Origin of the sequence: uncultured Victivallis sp., from assembly GCF_944391105.1 — a bacterium.
Classification (GTDB): Bacteria; Verrucomicrobiota; Lentisphaeria; order Victivallales; family Victivallaceae; genus Victivallis.
This window is the reverse complement of record NZ_CALXSK010000039.1, coordinates 1-21,843: the sequence shown is the minus strand read 5'-3', so window position 1 is coordinate 21,843 and position 21,843 is coordinate 1. Positions and strand designations below refer to the sequence as shown.

The following is a 21,843-nucleotide window of genomic DNA, read 5'->3' as shown; positions in this document are numbered from 1 at the left end:
TTCAGCGCACCCCCATTTTCCGGTAGAGTTGCTCGATGTCGATCCGGCTGCGCACATGGTCGGCCAGACGATTCAACGCCTCCTCGACCCCGTATCGCGCGGTGACACCGCCCTTCGGCGTCCATCCCTTCGCCACGCGCAGGCGATCGAGCCAGCTTCGACGAAACCGGTCATCGTCAAACACCCCGTGCAGATAGGTGGTGAAACAGTTCCCGCGCACGAATCCGACCGCGCGCCCGGTCTCATCACGAATTTCCGGAACACCGGATTCCATGGAAACGGTTTCGCCGTGATGGATCTCATAACCGTTCAGCTCTTTCCCCTCCGGAAGATACGCTCTCGTCCGCCGCAACGTCTTCGCCCGCCGCATGACCGTTTTGAGCGGCAGCAGCCCGAGACAGCACACCTCCGGATCCGACGATTCCACTCCATCCGGATCGAGCAGCCGTTCACCGAGCAGCTGGAGCCCGCCGCAGATTCCAACCAGAAACGCACCACGTTTTGAAGAGTCGTAAATCTTTTGATCCAAGCCACTTTTCCGCAGCAGGGCAAGATCAGCGGCAACGCTCTTGCTGCCGGGCAGGATCACGACGTCGGGGTCTCCGAAATCAGCGGCACAGTCGACCTTCCGCAGCGTCACGTCCGGTTCGATCTCAAGCGGGGCATAGTCCGTAAAGTTCGCAATATGACCGAGATGCACAAGCGCAATATCGAGCGTCCGCTCCTCCTTTTTCACCGGCCGGACAAACGAGAAATTCACCGAGTCCTCCTCCGGCAGACCGAGGTCGCGTTGAAAATCGATCACCCCGAGCACCGGGCGTCCGGTCAGATTTTTCAGCCATTCGTGCGCGTCCCAAAGCAACGAAGCATCACCACGGAACTTGTTCACGATAAAACCATTGACCAGTCTCCACTCGCGCGGCTCCAGTGTCGCCCAGGTTCCCGCGAATGAGGCGTACACCCCGCCGCGGTCGATATCTCCGACCAGCAGAACCTGCGCATTCGCGTATTGCGCCATACGCATGTTCACGAGGTCGCCGCTCTTCAAATTCACCTCGCCGGGACTGCCCGCCCCCTCAAGCACAATCGCATCGTAATCGGCAGCGAGCGAGTCGTAAGCCGCCGTGACCTCGTGCCACAGCTCCGGCTTCCGCCGAAAGTAGTCACGCACGCTGAAATTTCCAATCGCACGCCCATGCAGCACCACCTGACTGCCGAGATCGCTGTTCGGCTTGAGCAGAATCGGATTCATCCGGACATCCGGGTCAAGCCGGCACGCCTCGGCCTGAACCGCCTGCGCCCGCCCGATCTCACCACCGTCCGGCGTGACGCACGAATTCAGCGCCATGTTCTGCGCCTTGAACGGAGCCACCGCAAATCCATCCTGCAGCAGGATCCGGCAGAACGCCGCGGCAAGTACGCTCTTGCCCGCGTTCGAGCAGGTTCCCTGCAGCATCAAGGCCGGTGTGCGGCGGCGTGCTTTCGCGACAAACGGCGCCCTCCCCGGCGCAAGCGCCGCAAGCAGTTTCGTTTGATCCTCCTCCCGCCGCACCGCAGCCCGGAAAAATCCGGGCCCGAGTCCGGGATACTCCGAGCAGTCGCGCAATGCAATGCGACTCCGCACGAGCAGATCATCCGCCAAATCAACATCCAAGCTCTTGAAAAGGAGATAGTTCGCCATGGAAGGAAACACCTGGACGCCGGGGATTCCCGCGAGACCCGCCGCGAACATTTCCCGCAGACGGATCGTCTCGCGCCGACTTGAGGCGGCGTACCCCTCTTCCCCGGCGGAAAGCGAAAGCAGGAACTTCATCATCGCCGCGGCGGGAGCCGACACCGCCCACTCCCCCTGCCGTTCCCGAAGTTCCGCCATGAGCGACTCCGGCCCGACCATCGCCCCCATCCGCAGACCAGGGAGCGCGTAAAATTTCGTAAAAGAACGACTTACAATTAAATTACCCAGAGCGCATCCGGCCAGAGATTCCTCCTCTCCCACAAATTCGATAAACGCCTCGTCGATCAGAAACAAAGCCTCCGGATGCGCAGCGATGAGCGACTCCAGTTCCTTCCGGGGCAGAAACGTTCCGGCCGGATTGCCGGGATTCCCGAGGATGACGAGATCTCCAGACTTCACAGCGTTCCCAAGCCGCTCCGGGTCCGGCTGGAACGCCTCCGTCTCCCGCAACCCGAACCGTTCGACCGGCACTCCAGCCCGAACGCATGCCGCCTCATATTCGAGGTAGCCGGGGACGACCACAAGAGCCCGCTTCGCCCCGCAGAGACCCGGAAGCAGATTCAACAGCAGATTCGAGCCGTTCCCCGGCACAACCACACACCCCGCGGCAATGTTCCACCGCTCTGCCAGCAGCGCCGCAACCGACTCCGCATACGGTTCCGGGTACGCGCCAAGCTCGTCGAAACTCCGGAAAAAACAGCCGAATGCTCCCGGCGGCGGCCCGAGCGGATTCAAATTCACACTGAAATCGAGCAGTTCCTCCGGACGGCACCCCGCCCGCGCAGCCAGATTCGTGAGGTTTCCGCCATGTTCCATCTTACGATCCCATTCTCTCAATATTTGACCACCAGCATCGATAAGTACGCTTCCGGCAAAGAGTTGATCTGTCTCGCATCCGAACAGCACACTTCATCCGCAAGTCCGACATTCGCCCCGTAGAGCACCCGCGTCCCGGGCGGCAGGTTTTTCAGCAGCCGGTTCCGGTTGCGGTACGCTTTCAGGAGCACTGTCGTACCGTGCCCGGAAAATTCCACCGTCTCGCCCGCCGCAACCGAATATCCCGGCACGATCCGTAACGTTTCCTCGTCCTCGCAGAGCACTTCACCGCACTTCGCCGCAAGCGCGCTCCACGAATTCACGCCGGGCACGATCTCATACGCCAGCTCCGGCTCGAGTTTCCGCAGCGCCCGCAGCAGATACGAACAGGTGCTGTATGTCATCGGGTCGCCGATCGACGCGAAAACGCATTCGACACCCGTTCGCAGATGTTCCAGAATCATAGCGGCATGGTCGTCGATGCGCGCGAGCCGCTCCTCCCAGTCGGTCGACATCGTGAACTCCAGCTCCGTCACTTCCGCCGTCACCCCGGGCAGCGCCGCCAGAATCGAGGCCGATACGCTGCGCGACGATCCGCGCGCCGCCACGCAGAAAATCCGCCCCGCACGCTGCAGCACCTCAAGCGCTTTCAGCGTCACGAGCCCCGGATCACCGGGACCGAGGCCGACTCCATAAAACTTCGCAGTCATAACTGATTCTCTCCGTTCTCATTCCCGTTTTCCTTCACACTCCCGGTCGGGACGCAGTAGGGAATTCCGTCCGTGCCGACGTATACCTGCGACTCGATTTCGAATACCTCACGCAGGATCTCCGGCTGCAGGATCTCACGCGGCGTGCCGATATGGCGAATCCGCTTCCCCTTCAGCGTGACGATGAAATCCGAACAGCGCGCCGCCAGATTCAAGTCGTGCAGTACCATCAGCACCGTGATCCCGCAGCGGCGGTTCAGATCCCGCACAAGCTCGATCACCTCGAATTGACTGCGGATGTCCAGAAATGTGGTCGGCTCGTCCAGAAGCAGAATCTTCGGCTCCTGCGCAAGCGTCATCGCGATCCACGCCCGCTGCCGCTCGCCGCCCGAAAGCGTCGAAAGTTTGCGTTCCTGGAATGGAACAAGCCGCGTGAGACGCAGAATTTCCTCGATCACCTCCCGGTCACGCAGACTCAAAACTCCAAATCCGCTCCGGTACGGATAGCGACCGTATCCGACGAGTTCCCGCACCGTCGTCTCCCCCGACACATGGTGCAGCTGCGGCAGAATCGCCATCTTCCTCGCCAGTGCCGCCGTGTCGCACGCATGAACCGCCTTCCCGTCCAGCAGAACACATCCGGTCCGCGGTTTCAACAGCCGTCCGACCACCTTCAGCAGCGTCGACTTCCCGCTGCCGTTCGCACCGACCAGCGTCATGATCTTCCCCGGTGGAATCTCGAACTCCACGCCGTCCAGAACGAGCTTCGCCCCATATCCGGCCGTGAGCGCCTTCACCTCAAGCCTCATAACTGTGCCTCCTCAGCAGCCAGAGGAAGAAAGGCGGACCGAAGAGCGACATGATCACCCCCGCCGGCAATTCCGACGGCTCCATCACCATACGCCCGACCGTGTCGCACCCGACCACCATCGCCGCTCCGAACAACGCCGACCCCGGCACAAGAAACCGATTGTCCGTCCCGATCACAATCCGCACGATGTGCGGCGCAATCAGCCCCACAAACCCAAGCAGTCCCGCCACGCTCACCGCCGATGCCGCCAGCAGCGCCGCCGCCGCCAGCAGCAGCAGACGCGTCCGTTCAACCCGGATCCCGAGCCCCGCCGCAACCTCGTCTCCGAGCGCGAGGATGTTCAGCCTCCTGCTCAGAAACAGCGCCGCAACCAGTCCGGCCGCCATGTACGACCCCGCCTGCCCGATCTGCGGCCAGCTCCGCGCCGCAAGCGACCCGATCGTAAAATCAAGCACTCCTCCGGCTTTCTCCGCATTCAACAGCAGAATCGTACTGCTGAACGCCCCGAGCATCGAAGAGACCGCCACCCCCGCCAGAATCAGCCGCACCGGATTCACCCCGCGCCGCCATGCCAGCAGGTAGACCAGAACCGCCGTCCCGAGCGAACCGCAGAACGCCGCCGGTACCAGAAACGCCCCGAACTGCGGCAGCGCCAGCATCACGAGTATCCCCGCAAGTCCGCCCCCCGCCGAAACACCGATGATCCCCGGCGACGCGAGCGGGTTGCGCATGATTCCCTGCAGAATCGTCCCCGCCACCGCCAGGCTCCCTCCGACCATCGCCCCGAGCAATACCCGCGGCAGCCGGATGTTGAACACAATCTGGTAATCGATCCCCTCCCGGTGCAGAAACAATGTCTCAAGAATCTCTCCGAACGTGAGCTTCAACGAGCCGAAACGCAAACTCAGCAGCATCGCTCCGGCAAGCAGCAGCGCAAGAAACACCACCACTGCAATCCGTCCGAAGTTCGAGCGCAAAGACTTCATCGCTCCGTCTCCTCCTTCCACTCCGGATACAGCAGTTTCGCCATGTGGCGGAACGCCTCGGGAAACCGCCGTCCCGGCAGGTAAAGATACAGATTCGACGGCAGAAAATGAACCCGGCCGCTCTTCGCCGCACGCAGCTCGCGCCACGCCGCCTGCGACATGATTTCCCGCCGGAACTTCTCGCGCAGCGGCTCGACATCCCCCATCGTCACAATGCAGATCACATCGGGATTCTCCATCAGCAGCCGTTCGTAACTGAATGTGATCCGCCTGCCGGTCTCCACCACCGCGATGTTCTCCGCCCCCAGCATCTTCGCGATGGTTCCCGTATTTGATTTCTCCCCTTCGAGCTTGAATCCCGCCGTCGCGGCGAAGATGATCGCCACCTTCGGCCTCGGGTAACGCCCCACACTCCGGCAGATTCCTTCCACTTCACGCGTGATCCTTGCCGCTTCGGGATTCCGGTCAATCGAATTCCCGTTCAGCCGGCAGAAGAGATCGAGCAGTCCTGCAAAATCCGTGTAGTTGTCATAATCCACCCCGAGCGTCGGAATTCCCATGTTCCGCATCTGTTCCGCCAGCGTCCGGCACCGTCCGTGGCGAAACGGATAAAGCAGCAGGTCCGGATGCAGAGACATGACCATCTCCGGATTCGTCACAAACGTCCCGCCGATCTTCGGCAACTTCCGCGCCGCCTCCGGAAGCATCTCCTCGCTTCGCACGCCCGGAATTCCCACCGCAGTTCCTCCCGCCAGATACCAGAGCTCCACCAGCGAACCGATCCCGATCACCGTCCGCTCCGGATTCCGGCGAATATCCACGATCACCCCGTCCGGCTGACGGAAGCGGATCGACTCCGCGCCCTCCGAAACGATCTCCGCCCGCAGAACTCCCACTGCACTGAGCATCAGCAGCAATACCGGCAGCCACCTTCTCATTCGATCTCTCCCGCTTCGCAGTAAATCCGCTTGAAACGGAACGAACCATCCTCACCGCGCCGGAGCACAATCTGCACCGCTCCGCCGCCGTCGACCGGATAATAGAGCGACCAGCTGTCGCGACGGGCCGTCCGGAATTCCACCCGCTCCGGTTCCTCCGGCAAATCGACGCCACGCAGCAACTCGAACTGCTCACGCAGCCCATCCGCCTGCGGATTGTCACAGAACTCCCGAACCTTTTTCATCTCGCCATCCTTCAGCAACGCAAGGAATTCCGTCACAAACTCCGCGGCTGCCGCAGCTCCCGCTTCCGGTGCCTCGCGCGTCTCCGCGGCTGCCGGAACCCTTCCCCGCGAAACGGCGAACCACACCACCCCGCAGAACACCAGCAGTACAACAACAATCCAGAACTTTTGCATCGCTCAATCCAGTTCGTCCCGGTCGCGTATCGGGTTGTACAAATCCTGCCGAAGAGCCCCGATATAACCGACCAGCTCGGCCTGCGCGGCATTGTCGTCGTTGATCGAGCCCGGATGTTCCATGCTCGCATGGCCGTCAACCCAGCTGATGTTCGCCATCTTACCATGGCGGAAATGCGTCGTTCCACTCGATTCGGAATCATACGAACTCCCATCCGGCTTCTTCTTGCAGTACAAAAGCGGCGTAACACGCACCGGATTGTAAGTCCTCGTCCCCATCGCCGAACGCGCACAATCCGCAAACGCCACCGTGTCGGACGTATGTTTCATCCGGCTGCGCTTGAAATTGTAACGAACTCCGTTGAGGATGTACTGTCCGAGCCAGTTTCCATTGTATCCGTAACCGCCTCCTCCCGCCAGATCGGTCAGGTCTCCCGTCAATTCGTCACCACTGCCGTTGTTGCCCTGTTTGCTCTTGAGTACAACCCCCGGACAGACCATAACCCGCGGTGAATCGCCGTAATACTCTCCCAGCAGATTGCTCTGCGTCAGATCGTAATTCTCCGACCCCAGGTAACCCAGCCAGTAATCCGCGTTCTTCGCATTCGTCTTGCTCCCATCGTTGCAGTAGATCACAAACATGTCGTCGTTGTCGTTCGCATACATCTGATTCGCCGCTCCGATCTGCCGCAAATTGCCGAGGCAGCCGGTCGCCCTCGCCCGCTCCCGCGCCTGGTTCAGCGCCGGCAGCAGCATGCTCGCCAATATCGCGATGATCGCAATCACCACGAGGAGCTCTATGAGCGTAAACCTCGTTACGAATCCCGGAAACAGTTCGAGCGGACGAGCGCCCCGGAAACGGGGCACGAAAGAGAAACCGATGTGCATCTTTTTTCAGTCCTTTGTGTTACGCGCACAAGTTGATTCTGTTTCGACCGCGACGGGATCCGACTATGACGGTTGCGCGACAGCCACGGAATTTCACCATGATTCACCGTGTCCGCGATCGACGATGAACATACTATATCGTCGAACCTGCCGCATTTCAAACGTTTTCCCCTTGAAAGAGCGAAATTCTGCGCTATATTAGCCCGCACAGGAGAGCCTCAAAAATGAAACCGTTCGACAACCGCCCCATCGGCATCTTCGACTCCGGCCTCGGCGGATTGACCGTCGCCGCAGCGCTTCAGCACAAACTGCCCGGAGAAGCCGTCGCCTATCTCGGCGACACCGCCCGCGTTCCCTACGGCGACAAATCGGTCGATGCGATCATCCGCTTTGCCCATCAGGATGTCGAATTCATGCTCTCCCGCGGCGTCAAGCTCGTCATCGCCGCCTGCAACACCGTCTCGGCCGTCGCACTCGACTCGCTCAAGCGCGACTACCCCGACCGCATCATTCTGGGCGTGATCGACTCCGGAGTCCGCGCCGTCATCGATTCCGGCGTGGAACGCGTCGCCGTCATCGGAACCCGCGCAACCATCAACAGCGACGCCTACCGGCGCGGAATCCATGCCGCAGACTGCTCAATCCGCGTCGAAAGCATCGCCTGCCCGCTGCTCGTCCCGCTCGCGGAAGAGGGAGTGACTTCCGGCGCGATCGTCCCGGCCGTTTTCGATCTCTATCTCGGCAGACTCCGGAACGATCCGCCCGACGCGCTGTTGCTCGGCTGCACCCATTACCCGCTCTTCGCCGAGGCGCTGAACGATTATTTCGACGGCAAAGTCCGGATTCTCGACAGTGCCACCGCCTGCGCGAAATACACCGCGGAGTTCCTCTGCGAACACCACATCGCCGCCCACCCGGGAAACACTCCATCCTTCGGCTGCTTCGTAACCGACATGCCGTCGGAATTCCACCGTCATGCGACCCGCTTTCTGGGCCGCGCACCCGGCCGCGTCGAACGGATCAACCTCGCCTGACCCGGCTCAACGCCCCTGCCGGCGCAGTTCCGAAGGAGAGTGTCCGAGCCGTTTCCGCAGCACCTTCGCCAGATAGTTCGGATCCGGAAATCCGCACTGCACGGCAATCTCCTTGACCGACATCCGCGTCCCGGCCAGCAGTTTCGCCGCCTCCTGCACCCGGCGTGAAATCAGATAGTCACCGGGAGGAATCCCGGTCTGACGACGCACGAGCCGAGCCAGTGTCGAACGGTGAACCCCAAGCTCCGACGCGATTGCGTCAACCGACAACGACGTTTCGTCGAACCGCTCCTCGACCAACGCTCGGAACGCCTCGACCAGCGGATCTCCTGCCTCCCCCCCGCCGCGGATGCACGCCAGGGAAAGGATCTCATACGCCGTCGCCCCCGCCCGGAACTCCCCCGCCGCCGTCAAGTCACGCAGCTCACGCCCGAGCCGCGCAAACAGCTCATGCGGGCAGCGGCCCGCCGAAACCGGCCGCCGTCCAAGTTCAAACGCCGCGATCACCCCGTCGAGATGCTCCCCGTCGCATGTGAGCCAGCGGTATTCCCACTGCGCGCTGTGCGCCGAAATCCGGTGCGTGTCACCGGGCAGGTAGAAGATGACTTCGCCCGGACGCAGGGTCCACAATCCGCCATCTTCCGCGACAAAATCCCCCTCCCCGGAGATTCCCCAGAAGAGTTCCAGAAACGGTTTCCGCACCGGCCCCTCCTGCCACGGACGGTTCACCAGATAATGTCCGGCGGAACGCGCCCGCAGCGGAGCGGAAATCGACCCGTTCAAAGTCGGACGATATAACGCCTCGATCACCTTGCATCCCCCTTTCGCAAGCTGCAACAAAATTACCCGATAAGATACATCGTTCCTCTTTGAAATACAACCGTTCGAGGGTATAATTATACGCAAACCAGGAGGAATTCTTTCATGGAAAACAAACCCAAAGTCGTCGTGATCGGAGCCGGCAGCTACTTCTTCGGCAAACCGGTCATCTACAACATGGTCCACAGTCCCGTTTTGAACCGCGGGACGCTCGCGCTCGTCGATACCGATCCGGCCGTGCTCGAAACCATGACCGCCATCGCGGAACGGGCGAAAGCACATGCCGGAGTTCCGCTCGAAATCATCGGCTCGACCGATCGCACCGCTGTCATGAAGAACGCCGACTTCATCGTATTGTCGTTCTCGTTCCGCAATGCCTACTATCGAGAACTCGACACCCGGATCTCGCGCAAATACGGGGTCACGATGTGTTCGAGCGACACGATCGGTCCCGGCGGCATCTTCCGGGCACTCCGGGAGCTGCCGGAAGTGCTGCGCATCGCCGACGACGTCCGCCGCCTCGCCCCGAACGCATGGCTCATCAATTTCGTGAACCCGACTTCAACCCTCGGCATCGGCCTCATGCGGCACGCCCCCTCCGTCCGCAGTTTCGCGCTCTGCGACGGCAACCATGAGCCCTATGTCCGCGCGATGTATCTGAACAAACTCGGAATCATTCACGACGAGGAGGAGTTCACACCCGAAGTCGATGCGAAATTCGAACTCAAAATCGCCGGCGTCAATCACTGCACCTGGATTCTCGAATGCCGCTACGACGGACGCGATCTCCTGCCGCTCCTGCTGGAGAAAACCCGCGAAGCCGCCCGGCACGAATACGACCACGCCCCCTCCCCCAAGGCGAAACCGCGTCTCAATGCAAACTACGAACTTGCGCTCATGGAACTCTACGGCGCGTTTCCGACAGCGGCGAGCCATACCAAGGAGTATGTGCCGTTCTTCCAGGGGTACGGCGTCACGCCGGTCACACCGGAGCCGATCATCTGCTTCGACGGCTACAACCGCGCCGACGAGATGGCCGCGGCGTGGGCCGAAACCCGCAAACTCGCCACCGGCGAAACTCCGATTGCCGCACTCTTCGACTCCGGGCGCGGCGATCACGCGACCGACATCATTGAATCGATGTGGGGCAACCTCGGCAAGAAGTTCTACATCAACTCCCCGAACCGCGGTGCGGTCACAAATCTCCCGGATGACGCGTTCCTCGAACTGCGCTGCGAACTCGACCTCGAACACGGACCGCGCCCGCTCCCGGTCGGCTCCATGCCGCGCGGGCTGCTCGGACTCACGCAGCAGGTTCTCGACACGCACGAGCTGACCGTCGAAGCGGCCGTCACACACGACCGGAAAAAACTCCTGCTCGCACTCGCAGCCGACCCGATCGTCAACAACCTCGGCGACGCGAAGAACATCATGAACGAACTGCTCGAAGCGGAGCGCGACCACCTTCCGCCCGAGTGGTTCTGAATCCCCGGAACAACGCGCCCGCCCGTACTCCCCCCGTCCGGCACGGAAGCAGATACGGCGGGCAACTCATTTCCGCAGAAAAAATAAATCCTGCCGCCGCTTCCGAAATTTTTCCACCCGGAATCACCGCAAAAAAATCGAAAAAAACTTTTGTATCTGTATTGCATTTCATTTTGTATTGAATCATAATAGTGTATGGTTCAATCAAAATTCGGAGCAGATACAATGGTTTATAATACCGTCACCAAAGCCAATCATCTATGCGTTCTCCTGCGGGAGCGCCTCAAAACCTTCGCGGTCGGAGATCAGTTTCTGACCATCCGCGAAATCATGAGGGAATACGATGTCAGCCAATCGGTTGTCGATCGTGCACTCGCACGGCTGCGGGCGGACAATCTGCTCGCGGTGGAGTCTCCCCGCAATGGGCTCATCGTGGCGGCAACCTCCGTGGTATCCGAGGAAACCGCCCCGGCCGAACCGGAAATCCTGCTGGTGGTTCCTCACTGGAACTCATATGAAATCAGCGAAATGACCCGGAAAGTGGCCGAGATCAACTCCCACGCCGAATCGCTTCGCCTTAAAACCAAACTTTTTGAACCCGTCGCGCCAATTCCGCGCGGGCTGGACAAGATTCTCGCTCATGCGGGAGGATTGATTCTGCTTCCGGCCGCGGGAGTTTGCGACCGGGAGGACACCGAAGTTCTGAGCCGTTACGCGGAAATCTGCCCGACCGTGGTTTTCGGACACCACTACGCTCACACCGGCGCGGCCAGCATCGGCCTCGACGACGTCGCCGCCTCCTGCCGGGCGATTCATCATCTGCACAGTCACGGCCATCGCCATGTGGGAATCCTCGTGAGCGAACCGGTCGGCAGCGTCATTGCGGAACGGGTTCGCACGCTGGAGGTTTACGCGGCCATCCACGGAATGAGAGCCGAAGTCATCGACTGCGGAATCATGCCGTCGGAGAATCCGGTGACCAAGACCTACGACACCTTCTGTGAACTGATCAAACGCGGTTTCTCCTTCTCCGCCCTGATCGGCATTTCCGGAGAATCCCTGCTCGGTGCGGTCAACGCCTGCCGCAACCACGACATCGAAATTCCCCGGGACCTGAGCATCGTGGCCATCGCCGGGGAAGATTTCAACCGGACATTCTCGCCTCCGATCGACACAGTCGCGTGCGATGTCCCCGGCCAGGTGGAAGAGGCGGTAAAGTTGCTGCTTGAACTCAAACAGGGCAATCTCTCCCGCCCCTATCCCGACCGTTACCGGCTCACGGAACTGCTTGTCCGCGGCTCCGTCGCCCGGCTGGGAGATCCCGAAAAACCGTAATCAACCTTAACAGGAGAAACTCATTCATGCAACTGTTCCGCTCACTGCTTCCGGGTCTGCTTCTTGCGGCCGCCCTGTCACTGTCCGCAGGGTCTGTTGATGTTTCCTGGGCTGTCGTTCCGCAGGCGCCCTCCGGGGCGTTCCTCGAACAGGAGCCGCTGCGCTTCACTCTGCGCGAGGGATTTCAGAAAGCGTGCCGCTTTCAGGTTTCAGACGTCTACGGAAAAACCGTATCTGAAGGGGAATGGCCCGACGGAGGAAAAGGGACACTCACGCTCTCCGGCCTGCCGCGCGGCTACTACACGATCCATCTGAGCGCCCCGGGAAGCGACTATGAGGATTGCGCCACGTTCGGCGTGGTTTCCCGGCCGCGCCGCCCGACACCCGGAATGCCTTATGCGCTCGACTCGGCTCACAGCTGGTGTGCGGAGGCGAACCCGAAAAACGTCCGTTTTCCGGGGCGCGGCATGGACCGGGTGATTGAGCTGGCCCATCGCTCGGGAGTCGGTTTCGTCCGCGACCGCTGGGGCTGGGGATCGATCGAACCGAAGCCGACGATTCGCGGCCGTTACTGGCACTTCGTGGAAAATGCGCAGAAACTCGCGGTTCACGGCATCAAGACCAGCGTCGTCTATCACGATGCACCGCAGTGGACCAAGGATACCGTCTCCGATCTGCCGACCGATCTTGTCGCAAATTACAACTTCGCGTTCAAATCCGCGGCGGACACCCGCGGATGCGTCGGCGCCTGGGAGTTCTGGAACGAAGAGGACGCCGGATTCACCAACGAACCGGCCTGGGAGTATGCCGCCCAGCTGAAAGCCGCCGCACTCGGCTACCGGAACGGCAACCCGGACGCGACCGTCCTCAACGGCGCATTCTGCGTGGTTCCGTGGCGGAAATTCACTTACGCCGCACTTGAAAACGACATTCTCCCCTACATCGACGCCCTGAACGTCCACACCTACAATCCGTTGAAAAAATATGACGAATGGAACGCGGAAGTGCGGAAACTGCTCGAACAATACGGCCGCCCCGACATGCCGGTGTGGATCACCGAGTCGAGCACGAACTCCCCGCGCGACGCCCGCAAGAAAAGCTACATGCCGGGCCTCTTCACCTACTCCCCCTCTCAGGAGGCGGTGATCGCGGAATTCGTCCCCAAGGCGCAGATCCTGATGCAGGCCGCCGGGATCGAAAAGGATTTCTTCTTCGTGCTCTCCCCCTACAACGAAGGCTATTCCGACTGGGGACTGCTGCGCAAGGATTACTCGGCCCGTCCGGGTTACTTCTCCTTCGCGACGCTCGTGCATGAGCTCGGAGACGCGAAGTATCTCGGGGAGCTCGCCGCGCCGGAAGGGATCCGGGCGTTCCTCTTCCTGAAACCGGACGGCAGCCAGAGCATCGCCTTCTGGCGGCAGTCGGAACTCGACCTCCTCGAAAACGCCGAAATCGAACCGGACAACCTCAAACCCATACCGCAAACCTGGACACTCCCGGCTGAAACGGGTGTCTACTCCGGCTGCAACCTGTACGGAACGCCGATGAAGCTGGCGGCGGAAAACGGACAGCTGCGTCTGACCGCCGACCGCTGGCCGGTCTACGTCCACGGCCTCTCCGGATTGACGCCGGCCGCTCCGGCCCGCGTTCGCCCGGCCAAACCGGCCCCCGATCCGGAGACCGATCTCTCGATCGTGATCCGCGCAAAGCTCTCCGGGGATTTCATTCAGAACAACGGCCGCGACAGCGTGGATATGAAAGGCGCAAGCGGCGCACTGACGCTGGAAGTCTGCAATCTGTCACACGAAACCAAGCGCGGCACACTCTCCGTCGCAGGCGGAACGGTCACCGGAATGCCCGGGACGATCGAACTCAAACCGATGCAGAAACTCTCGTTCCCGCTCGTGTTCACTCACGCGATTCCGGAAAAGGAGTTCAATGGGAAGATCGAGTTCACCGGCCGCTTCAACGGCAGAAAAACCACCCGGTTCCACATTCCGATCCGGCTGCTGAGCCGTGAAATCCTCTCGATGAAGCGGAACGTGCTCGACGGAATCTACAACCCGAAACGGTGGCATTCAAATTGTGCCGGCGGCAACCACATGACGACCCGGTACGATGAGAAGGAAGGCGCGCTCTGCATCGAAGCGGAGTTCCCGCCGGGGACGAACGACCGCTGGGTCTATCCGGAGATGGAGCTTTCTCTGCCGCGCGAGAGTTTCAAGAACGCCGTCGGCGTCAGCTTTGAAATCAAGCTCGAAGCGGATACCGCTCCCAAGGAGTCCTATTTCATGCTGGTCATGGAGCCGAAAATCAAAGCAGGAGACCACAACCGCCACGGCCAGGGGGAATTTCATGTCCGCTACCCGATTCCGGATCAGAACTGGCAGACCCGCGTCGTCCAGTTCGAGGAATCGGTCAAGGCCGATCCGGCCGACACCCGGAAAATCCGCATCGGCCTCAACCCGAAAAGCGACCGGGTCCGCTACTGGATCCGCAATCTTCAGATCATCTACCGATAACCGAAAGGGAGGATTATCATGAGAAAAACATGGAATTTCACTTTGATCGAGCTCCTGGTTGTGATTGCAATCATCGCAATTCTGGCGGCGATGCTTCTGCCGGCGCTGAATAATGCGCGGGCCAGAGCCAAAACCTCGAACTGCCTGGGCAACATCAAACAGATCGTTGCGGCAAATATCATCTACGCGGGCGACAACAACGACTTCGTTCCCTACTCCCGTTATCAGGCGGACGACACAATCTGGTCGGTCTGCTTCCTCTACCGCAACTCGTCGACCGCCGACGGAGCTGGCCGTCTGATCGAAGGGAACTATCTGCCGTTGAAGATTTTCGGTTGCAACGACGAAAACTCGGAAGCGCCGAAGGAAATTGAGAGTTCGACCTATACCTACTCCGGTTACGATCATATGCCGATGCCGACTGATCCGACCGTCATTCCGCAGTTTGAACACAAATATCACCGTCCGCGGATCACGCAGTACGCCCGATACCGCTGGCCGCTGGTCAACGACAACACCTGGAGTTCCAGTTCACAACGTCGGCTCAACCGGCACAGCGATGTCTGGAACGTCGGCTATCCCGACGGTCATGCAAAGGGATGGACGGGCTGGACCGTTCAGCCGATCCGCTTCTCCTCCTGGACGGGTACGTTGTTCGGCTGGCTTGCGAAAAATGCCAACAGTGGCGGCGTGGCGAACTCCGCCTGCGTAGCCAAATACTGGGCGGAAAATCACCGCTGAACACTTTCGTTTCCCAAGGAGTATCATGAACAAAAAATATTATCTTCCGCTTTTTGCCGCCACCCTCTTTGCGACGGGAACGTTCGCCGCTCCGGAGCTGCCGCCCGGCGATCCGTATGGAGTCTGCACCCATGTGGACGCCTGGGATTTCAAACTCGCTCCGCAGATGTTCACCCAGATGAAAGAACTTTCCCTCAAACAGGTGCGCACCGATTTCTCCTGGAGAGCCGTGAATCCGAAACCGGGCGAGTGGAACTTCAGCCGGCACGACGCGGTGGTGGATCTGGCGGAGAAAAAGGGGATCTCCCTGCTGCCGATCCTGACCTACGACGTCGCCTGGGCGAGTCCCGCCCACCGGCATCTGGACGCCTGGGGGGAATATGTCAGGAAGACCGTTTCCCGCTACCAGCGGAAATTGCGCGCCTGGGAGATCTTCAACGAGCCGAACATCGGCGGCTTCTGGAACGACACGCCCTCCGGCAAAGATTACGCGAAGCTGTTGAAACGCAGTTACGAGGAGATCAAGAAGATCGATCCCGGCCTGACCGTGGTCTACGGCGGCGTGAACGGGGTTCCGCTCCCTTACATCGAGGAGAGCTTTCAGGCCGAAGCCGGAAAATGGTTCGACGTGATGGCCGTTCACCCGTACAGTTCGAAACCGGAAGATATGCTCGAAACGATCGCCGCGCTGAAAGCCCTGATGAAGAAGTACGGGATCGACAAGCCGATCTACGCCACGGAAATCGGCTGGAGCACCATGGAGCTGCAGAAGTCGTTTGCACCGCTCCTCTCCGAAGCGCTGAAGCAGGTCGGCGTCGATCCGGCGGAAACGCCCCTCGTCATCACGGACGTCTCAACCGAGACACTCGCCAGAGCGGAGTGGCAGCTTCCCCGTTTCAAAGAGCGCATCACGATCGGTCTGGATGAGTTGAAAAATCTCGATCCCGCCCGTTATCCGGTACTCATCCCCTGCATCGGGGAGCGGTTCGAGATGAAGTATTTCCCGGATCTGGTTCAATATGTCCGCAAGGGGGGAACGCTGCTGCTGATGTTCGGGCTGCCGTTTTACTACGATCTGCAACCGGATGGGAAAGGCGGTCTCCGGGAGGTCAAAATCGAGAATAGCGCCTGGCCGGAACTGCACATCGGCTGGGAAGCGTTCTGGACGAACAAGGACGTTCCGTTCAAGGAGAAAACCCAGAAAGCGGCTCCGGGATTCACGCAGTGCGGCGAAATCTCTTTCATGCCGATGGGGAGATTTCTGCATGACCGCAACCTGAAACCCGGTGACCAGTTCATTCCGATCATCGAGGCGACTGCGGATCGCTACCATTCGGCAGCGGCCGCCCTCTACAAATTGAACAGCGATTTGAAAGGCAACGTCATCGTCTGTCCGACGATGAAATTCAATCGGGGAGTTTCGGAGGAGAAGCTGTCGGAGCTGGTTTCGCGTACATTTCTGAACGCGAAAGAGGCGGGCATCGACAAGCTGTTCTTCTATCAATACCGGGCGATCGAGGAGAACCGGCACGAACCGGAAGATCATTTCGGCATCGTCCACCACGATCTTCAGCCGAAGAAGGCGTTTTACGCCTGGAAACTGCTGTCTCAACTTCTGCCGCCGCAATCGAAGGAGTTCCAGCTGGAGCAGCAGACGGCTTCCCTTTTCCACGCCTCCTGGCGCCGCCCGGACGGGAAGAAAATCCATGCCGTCTGGAGTGCAGGCGAGCCGGTGACCGCCCGGATCTCCGGAAGCAGCGCCCCGGAATCGATTCTCCGCCACTGGGGGCCGAAAGTGCAGCCGGCGGCCGATCAACGGTACAGAATCGACGGCGGTCCGCTCTTCTTCTGCGATGTCGAAACGCTCTCGATCGTTCCAGATTCAGGTGATATACAATGAAAACGCCATCTATTTCTCAAACTCAGACCGTTGCAATCACCGAACGACTTCCTGTCTCGACGGGTCACGAAGTCATCGTCGCTGGTGGCGGAGTCGCGGGAGCGGCAGCGGCTCTGGCTGCCGCACGAGCGGGGAAACGGGTTCTGCTGATCGAAAAAGCGACCCTTCTCGGCGGGTTGTCGACCATCGGGCTCGTCAACTGGTTCGTTCCGATGTGCAACGGCAGAGGGCGAAAAATCATGAGCGGCATGGTGGACGAATTTGTCCGCCTCGCCACCCGGGACAGCTACGACACCATCCCGGAAGGATGGCGGGACGGCGGAGCGACCGGAAATCCGGAAGTCCGATACACCACCTTGTTCTCCCCGCAGATCTTCGCCTATACCCTCGCCGAATATCTGAGTTCCGCCGGAGTCGAGCTCATGTTCGACACCATCGTAACGCGGCCGCTGATGAACGGGAAACACTGCGACGGACTCATCGTTGAAAATAAATCCGGGCGAAGCATTCTCACTGCGGAGATCTTCATCGACACGACCGGGGACGCCGACATTCTGCGCCGCGCCGGAATGCCGGTCGTAATCGGCCGGAATTATTTCACCTACACCGGAATGGAAATCACGCTCGAAAGCTGCAGACGGGCCGTGGAGCATGGCGACATCCGGTTTGTCTATCAGGTTCTGGCGGGCGGTGAGGCCACCCTTTACGGGGATCATCATCCGGAAAATCTGAAAAAATTCAATGCGACCGATGCCGCGGATGTGACAGAGTATCTGCTGCTGGGGCAGAAACGGATGCTCGAAAAACTCCGCACAACCGACCGCCATACCCGCGACATCTGCACGCCGGCAACCATGATGCAATCGCGGACCTCCTGCCGGATCGACGGCGATTACACGCTTCAGGAACAGGACCACTACCGCCATTTCCCGGACTCGGTCGGCGCAATCTGCGATTTCGACCGCCGGGATTATCTCTACGAGGTACCGTATCGGACACTCGTGCGAAGCGGGTACGACAACCTCATCACTGCAGGCCGATGCGCCTCGGGAAACGGTTATGCCTGGGACGTGCTGCGAGTGATTCCCCCCGCGATCCTGACCGGTCAGGCGGCGGGGAGCGCAGCCGCCCTTGCGATCGATCAACATTCGCCCCTGCCGGAACTCAAAGTCGCAGATCTTCAAACGGTTCTTCAGGAAAATCAGGTCAACCTCCACTTCGACGACTCGCTGATCCCCCGGGACGGGGGCGGCGGCAGCAACGAAGGTGGAGAGCCCATTTAACTTTCACACTCCTCCGGGGAGTCGTATCTCTTCATCCGGCGCGGCTGCCATACGGTTTCCACGCCGGATCAAAATCTTCTGACGCCGGGGCATCCTCTCCCTCTGCGTCACGGCTCATGCGCAGAACCAGGCCGCCAGCGAAACACGCCCCGACCAATTGCGTTCTCACAGTGCATCCGGACATTCTTGCTCGATCAGGGTTGCATTCTCCCGCATCGCGTGCTATTGTATGTAAAACACGAATGCCATCGATGGCACAAAGGAGAAACACCTATGGAAAGATTGAATCGCGCGATGCTGGAGTCGCTGCAGGTACCGGGATTGGAAATCGGGCCGCGCCGGGAGTATCCGGTCAAGGCGATGCAGTTCGGAGAAGGCAATTTCCTGCGCGCCTTCATCGACTGGATGATCGATAAATCAAACGAGGCGGGCAAATTCAACGGCATGGTCCAGCTCATCCAGCCGCTGCCGCAGGGAACCGCCGACCTGATCAACCGGCAGGATGGCCTCTACACGCTGATTCTGCGCGGCATGGAGAACGGGAAAGCCGCGGAATACAAACGTGTCATCACCTGCGTCAAGGGGTGTCTCAAAACCTCCGACGAATGGGAGAAAGTCGTCGAATGCGCCTGCCTCCCGACCCTCGAAGTGGTTTTCTCCAACACGACCGAGGCGGGGATCGAGTACAAGCCTGAACCTTATACGCCCGGACAAACGCAGACGACGTTCCCGGCCAAGGTGACCAGTTTGCTCTTTGAACGCTTCCAAGCCGGCCGCAAAGGAATTCTTTTCGTTCCGTGCGAACTCATCGACCGGAACGGCGGGAAATTGCGCGAGTGCATCCTGCACTACGCCGACGACTGGAAACTCGGCGACGCGTTCGTCTCCTATGTGGAGAACGAGTGCGCATTCGTCAATACGCTCGTCGACCGGATCGTCGCCGGGTATCCGCGCGCCGAGGCGGCCGATTACTGTGCCAAACTCGGCTATGAGGACGATCTGCTCGACTGTGGCGAAATTTTTCACCTCTTCGTGGTCGAAGGGGATGAAACGCTCCGCGCGAAACTCCCGTTTGCCGAGGCCGGCCTGAACCTCGTATGGACGCGGGATCAGGCTCCGTACCGCAGCCGCAAGGTCCGTTTCCTGAACGGCGGTCACACGTCGAGCGTCCTTGCGGCTTATCTTGCCGGATTCGATTTCGTCGACCGGATGACCTCCGATCCGCTCTTCGGACGCTATCTGCGCACGGCACTTTTCGAGGAGGTGTTCCCGACCGTGCAGCTTCCAGATGACGAAAAGCGGGCGTTTGCCGAATCGATCATCGACCGTTTTCTCAATCCGTTCGCCAATCATCAGCTGATTTCGATCTCGCTGAACTCGATCTCCAAGTGGCAGGTGCGGGTTCTGCCGTCGCTGCTCGACTACCTCAAGATCAAAGGAAGTCTCCCGAAGGTGTTGACCTTCTCGCTCGCGGCGCTGCTCGCATTCTACCGCGGCACGGAAACCGCCGACGGAAAATGGGAGGGGAAACGCGGAAAAGGCTCCTACCCGATCAGCGACGATCCGGAAAAAATCCGTTTCATCAACGAATGTTACGCGAAACTCGACGCGGACGGCGACACATCTGCGTTCATCCGGAGCATTCTTGCCCGTACCGACTTCTGGGGACAGGATCTGACAGCCGTTCCGGGTCTCGCCGATGCGGTCTCCGACGACCTCATCGCAATCCCCCGGAAGGGAATCATTCCTGCGGTCAGACAACTGCTCGAGGCATGAACCATGGCTGAACTACCGCGCTTTCTCAAGATCGGGCGCACGGATAATGTCGCCGTCGCGCTGGTCGACCTTGCGGCCGGGGAGTCCCCGGTCGTCAACGGGATTGCCGTCACTCTTCCGGAACCGGTCGGGCGCGGCCACAAATTCGCGCTGAAGCCCATCGCCCGCGGAGAAAACGTCATCAAATACGACATGCCGATCGGGCATGCCAAAAGCGACATCGCACCAGGCATGTTCGTCCACACGCACAATCTCGCGACGAATCTCTCGGGCGAACTCGAATACACCTACACGCCGGTCGCCTCCCACCGCCTGCCGGAAACGGAGAAAGGACGTTTCTTCCGGGGCTATCGGCGCGCAGACGGAACGGTGGGAATCCGCAACGAACTCTGGGTCATTCCTACGGTCGGTTGTGTCAATAAACTCGCGGAGAATCTCGCGCGTGAATGCGGACGCCGCACCGGCGCGCCCGCTTTCGCGTTCCCGCACCCCTACGGCTGTTCACAGCTCGGGGACGATCATGAAACGACTGCGAATCTGCTGGCCGCACTGGTCAAACATCCGAATGCGGGCGGCGTTCTTGTAGTCTCGCTCGGCTGCGAAAACAACACGCTTGAGAGTTTCCGGAAGCGGCTCGGCTCTTTTGACGAAAGCCGCGTGCGCTTCCTCAAGGCGCAGGATGACGGCAGCGAATTCGACCAGGGACTCGAACTGCTCGGAGAACTCGCCGCAAACGCGGCAAAATGCAGACGGGTCGAGATTCCCGTCTCCGAGCTGAAAGTCGGCCTCAAATGCGGCGGCTCGGACGGACTCTCCGGAATCACGGCCAATCCGCTCATCGGCCGTTTCTCGGACCTTCTCGTCGCGGCGGGCGGGACCACGGTTCTCACCGAAGTGCCGGAGATGTTCGGAGCCGAAACACTGCTTTTCAACCGCTGCCGCGACGAAGCGACTTTCCGCCGTGCCGTCGCGATGGTGAACGGATTCAAGGAGTATTTTCTCCGCCACAACCAGGTGGTTTACGAGAACCCCTCCCCCGGCAACAAGGCCGGCGGAATCTCGACGCTTGAAGAAAAGTCGCTCGGCTGCACCCAGAAAGGGGGAACGTCGCAGGTGACCGACGTGCTCGGATATGGGGAAACGCTGCACACGCCGGGCCTGAATCTGCTGACGGGTCCCGGCAACGACATGGTTGCCGTTACCGTGCTGGCAGCGGCAGGTGCGCAGCTCGTACTCTTCAGCACGGGGCGCGGAACTCCGTTCGGGGGGCCGGTCCCGACGTTGAAAATCTCGACCAATACAGAACTGGCCGAGCGCAAACCGAACTGGATCGACTTCGATGCCGGACGGCTGGTGAAAGGCGGAGGAACGCTCGACGAACTCGGAGAAGAGCTTTTCACTCAAGTCATCGCCGTCGCATCCGGCGAAGTCGAGACCTGTAACGAACAATACGGCTACCGCGAGATCGCCATCTTCAAAGACGGCGTCACATTGTAATCAAAACCACCGGCTAAGCCGGTGGTATGCACCACGCCTTCAAGGCGATATTGCCGGCAGCCCGACACGGGCTCTGAAAAAATTCGCCAATTGCAACTTTTTCACAGGCCGCCGCTAAAGCGGCCTCATCGTTTACCCTTCAAAAAGC

The 21,843-nt window shown here is 60.1% G+C and carries 18 protein-coding genes and 1 riboswitch; of the genes, 9 read left to right on the top strand and 9 right to left on the bottom strand.

Annotation, left to right across the window (positions count from 1 at the left end; translation table 11 throughout):
- Position 1: 1 nt before the first annotated feature.
- Genes Q0K10_RS11675 through Q0K10_RS11645 form a run of 7 tightly spaced genes read right to left on the bottom strand, consistent with a single transcriptional unit; the run spans position 2 to position 7,303 of the window.
- Entirely contained in the window at positions 2–2,551 is a 2,550-nt protein-coding gene (locus tag Q0K10_RS11675) for a cobyric acid synthase (protein ID WP_294507220.1), read from the bottom strand.
- Between the two features lie 17 nt (positions 2,552–2,568).
- A complete protein-coding gene (locus Q0K10_RS11670) occupies positions 2,569–3,261 on the bottom strand; it encodes a precorrin-2 C(20)-methyltransferase (RefSeq protein WP_294507218.1) in 693 nt (230 codons plus the stop codon).
- Positions 3,258–4,070, bottom strand: coding sequence for an ABC transporter ATP-binding protein (locus Q0K10_RS11665; protein WP_294507216.1), 813 nt, complete (start codon positions 4,068–4,070; stop codon positions 3,258–3,260). The genes Q0K10_RS11670 and Q0K10_RS11665 overlap by 4 nt, the downstream gene beginning before the upstream one ends.
- Positions 4,060–5,058 (bottom strand): iron ABC transporter permease, encoded by a 999-nt coding sequence (locus tag Q0K10_RS11660; protein ID WP_294507214.1) that lies wholly within the window; start codon positions 5,056–5,058, stop codon positions 4,060–4,062. Before Q0K10_RS11660 ends, Q0K10_RS11665 begins: the two co-directional genes overlap by 11 nt.
- A complete protein-coding gene (locus Q0K10_RS11655) occupies positions 5,055–5,996 on the bottom strand; it encodes an ABC transporter substrate-binding protein (RefSeq protein WP_294507212.1) in 942 nt (313 codons plus the stop codon). Before Q0K10_RS11655 ends, Q0K10_RS11660 begins: the two co-directional genes overlap by 4 nt.
- A complete protein-coding gene (locus tag Q0K10_RS11650) occupies positions 5,993–6,415 on the bottom strand; it encodes a hypothetical protein (protein WP_294507210.1) in 423 nt (140 codons plus the stop codon). The genes Q0K10_RS11655 and Q0K10_RS11650 overlap by 4 nt, the downstream gene beginning before the upstream one ends.
- A gap of 3 nt (positions 6,416–6,418) precedes the next feature.
- Complete coding sequence (locus Q0K10_RS11645; protein WP_294507208.1) at positions 6,419–7,303, bottom strand: type II secretion system protein; 885 nt, start codon at positions 7,301–7,303, stop codon at positions 6,419–6,421.
- A gap of 2 nt (positions 7,304–7,305) precedes the next feature.
- Positions 7,306–7,422: riboswitch (adenosylcobalamin-variant (AdoCbl-variant) riboswitch) on the bottom strand.
- Between the two features lie 105 nt (positions 7,423–7,527).
- On the opposite strand from Q0K10_RS11645, the gene murI reads away from it, so the two are divergent.
- On the top strand, positions 7,528–8,337 hold the full coding sequence (murI, locus tag Q0K10_RS11640; RefSeq protein WP_294507206.1) for a glutamate racemase: 810 nt from the start codon (positions 7,528–7,530) through the stop codon (positions 8,335–8,337).
- 6 nt (positions 8,338–8,343) lie between these two features.
- Here the strand turns inward: murI and Q0K10_RS11635 are convergent, their stop codons facing one another.
- Entirely contained in the window at positions 8,344–9,147 is an 804-nt protein-coding gene (locus tag Q0K10_RS11635; protein WP_294507203.1) for an AraC family transcriptional regulator, read from the bottom strand.
- Between the two features lie 114 nt (positions 9,148–9,261).
- Between Q0K10_RS11635 and Q0K10_RS11630 the strand changes: the two genes are divergently transcribed.
- The 6 genes from Q0K10_RS11630 to Q0K10_RS11605 all read left to right on the top strand — a co-directional run bounded on the left by Q0K10_RS11630 (position 9,262) and on the right by Q0K10_RS11605 (position 18,422).
- Positions 9,262–10,641 (top strand): hypothetical protein, encoded by a 1,380-nt coding sequence (locus tag Q0K10_RS11630; protein ID WP_294507201.1) that lies wholly within the window; start codon positions 9,262–9,264, stop codon positions 10,639–10,641.
- Between the two features lie 225 nt (positions 10,642–10,866).
- On the top strand, positions 10,867–11,976 hold the full coding sequence (locus Q0K10_RS11625) for a substrate-binding domain-containing protein (protein WP_294507199.1): 1,110 nt from the start codon (positions 10,867–10,869) through the stop codon (positions 11,974–11,976).
- A 26-nt stretch (positions 11,977–12,002) separates the two neighbouring features.
- Positions 12,003–14,498, top strand: coding sequence for a glycosyl hydrolase (locus Q0K10_RS11620; protein WP_294507196.1), 2,496 nt, complete (start codon positions 12,003–12,005; stop codon positions 14,496–14,498).
- An 18-nt stretch (positions 14,499–14,516) separates the two neighbouring features.
- Positions 14,517–15,239: a prepilin-type N-terminal cleavage/methylation domain-containing protein gene (locus tag Q0K10_RS11615; RefSeq protein WP_294507194.1), complete on the top strand. Its 723-nt coding sequence runs from the start codon at positions 14,517–14,519 to the stop codon at positions 15,237–15,239.
- A 25-nt stretch (positions 15,240–15,264) separates the two neighbouring features.
- Positions 15,265–17,139 (top strand): beta-galactosidase, encoded by a 1,875-nt coding sequence (locus Q0K10_RS11610; RefSeq protein ID WP_294507191.1) that lies wholly within the window; start codon positions 15,265–15,267, stop codon positions 17,137–17,139.
- Entirely contained in the window at positions 17,136–18,422 is a 1,287-nt protein-coding gene (locus Q0K10_RS11605) for an FAD-dependent oxidoreductase (protein ID WP_294507189.1), read from the top strand. The genes Q0K10_RS11610 and Q0K10_RS11605 overlap by 4 nt, the downstream gene beginning before the upstream one ends.
- Positions 18,423–18,453: 31 nt before the next feature.
- On the opposite strand, the gene Q0K10_RS11600 is transcribed toward Q0K10_RS11605, so the two are convergent.
- The gene (locus tag Q0K10_RS11600) at positions 18,454–18,591 is read right to left on the bottom strand and encodes a hypothetical protein (protein ID WP_294507187.1); all 138 of its coding nucleotides are present in this window, start codon (positions 18,589–18,591) and stop codon (positions 18,454–18,456) included.
- Positions 18,592–18,695: 104 nt separating this feature from the next.
- Between Q0K10_RS11600 and Q0K10_RS11595 the strand changes: the two genes are divergently transcribed.
- Entirely contained in the window at positions 18,696–20,198 is a 1,503-nt protein-coding gene (locus Q0K10_RS11595; protein WP_294507185.1) for a tagaturonate reductase, read from the top strand.
- A gap of 3 nt (positions 20,199–20,201) precedes the next feature.
- Positions 20,202–21,695, top strand: coding sequence for a UxaA family hydrolase (locus tag Q0K10_RS11590; protein ID WP_294507183.1), 1,494 nt, complete (start codon positions 20,202–20,204; stop codon positions 21,693–21,695).
- Positions 21,696–21,843: the final 148 nt, after the last annotated feature.

Excerpts from the sequence above, each read along its gene's own strand:
- Q0K10_RS11675 (WP_294507220.1), bottom strand. The coding sequence starts at position 2,551 with ATGGAACATGGCGGAAACCTCACGAATCTGGCTGCGCGGGCGGGGTGC.
- Q0K10_RS11670 (WP_294507218.1), bottom strand. The coding sequence starts at position 3,261 with ATGACTGCGAAGTTTTATGGAGTCGGCCTCGGTCCCGGTGATCCGGGG.
- Q0K10_RS11665 (WP_294507216.1), bottom strand. The coding sequence starts at position 4,070 with ATGAGGCTTGAGGTGAAGGCGCTCACGGCCGGATATGGGGCGAAGCTC.
- Q0K10_RS11660 (WP_294507214.1), bottom strand. The coding sequence starts at position 5,058 with ATGAAGTCTTTGCGCTCGAACTTCGGACGGATTGCAGTGGTGGTGTTT.
- Q0K10_RS11655 (WP_294507212.1), bottom strand. The coding sequence starts at position 5,996 with ATGAGAAGGTGGCTGCCGGTATTGCTGCTGATGCTCAGTGCAGTGGGA.
- Q0K10_RS11650 (WP_294507210.1), bottom strand. The coding sequence starts at position 6,415 with ATGCAAAAGTTCTGGATTGTTGTTGTACTGCTGGTGTTCTGCGGGGTG.
- Q0K10_RS11645 (WP_294507208.1), bottom strand. The coding sequence starts at position 7,303 with ATGCACATCGGTTTCTCTTTCGTGCCCCGTTTCCGGGGCGCTCGTCCG.
- murI (WP_294507206.1), top strand. The coding sequence starts at position 7,528 with ATGAAACCGTTCGACAACCGCCCCATCGGCATCTTCGACTCCGGCCTC.
- Q0K10_RS11630 (WP_294507201.1), top strand. The coding sequence starts at position 9,262 with ATGGAAAACAAACCCAAAGTCGTCGTGATCGGAGCCGGCAGCTACTTC.
- Q0K10_RS11625 (WP_294507199.1), top strand. The coding sequence starts at position 10,867 with ATGGTTTATAATACCGTCACCAAAGCCAATCATCTATGCGTTCTCCTG.
- Q0K10_RS11620 (WP_294507196.1), top strand. The coding sequence starts at position 12,003 with ATGCAACTGTTCCGCTCACTGCTTCCGGGTCTGCTTCTTGCGGCCGCC.
- Q0K10_RS11615 (WP_294507194.1), top strand. The coding sequence starts at position 14,517 with ATGAGAAAAACATGGAATTTCACTTTGATCGAGCTCCTGGTTGTGATT.
- Q0K10_RS11610 (WP_294507191.1), top strand. The coding sequence starts at position 15,265 with ATGAACAAAAAATATTATCTTCCGCTTTTTGCCGCCACCCTCTTTGCG.
- Q0K10_RS11605 (WP_294507189.1), top strand. The coding sequence starts at position 17,136 with ATGAAAACGCCATCTATTTCTCAAACTCAGACCGTTGCAATCACCGAA.
- Q0K10_RS11595 (WP_294507185.1), top strand. The coding sequence starts at position 18,696 with ATGGAAAGATTGAATCGCGCGATGCTGGAGTCGCTGCAGGTACCGGGA.
- Q0K10_RS11590 (WP_294507183.1), top strand. The coding sequence starts at position 20,202 with ATGGCTGAACTACCGCGCTTTCTCAAGATCGGGCGCACGGATAATGTC.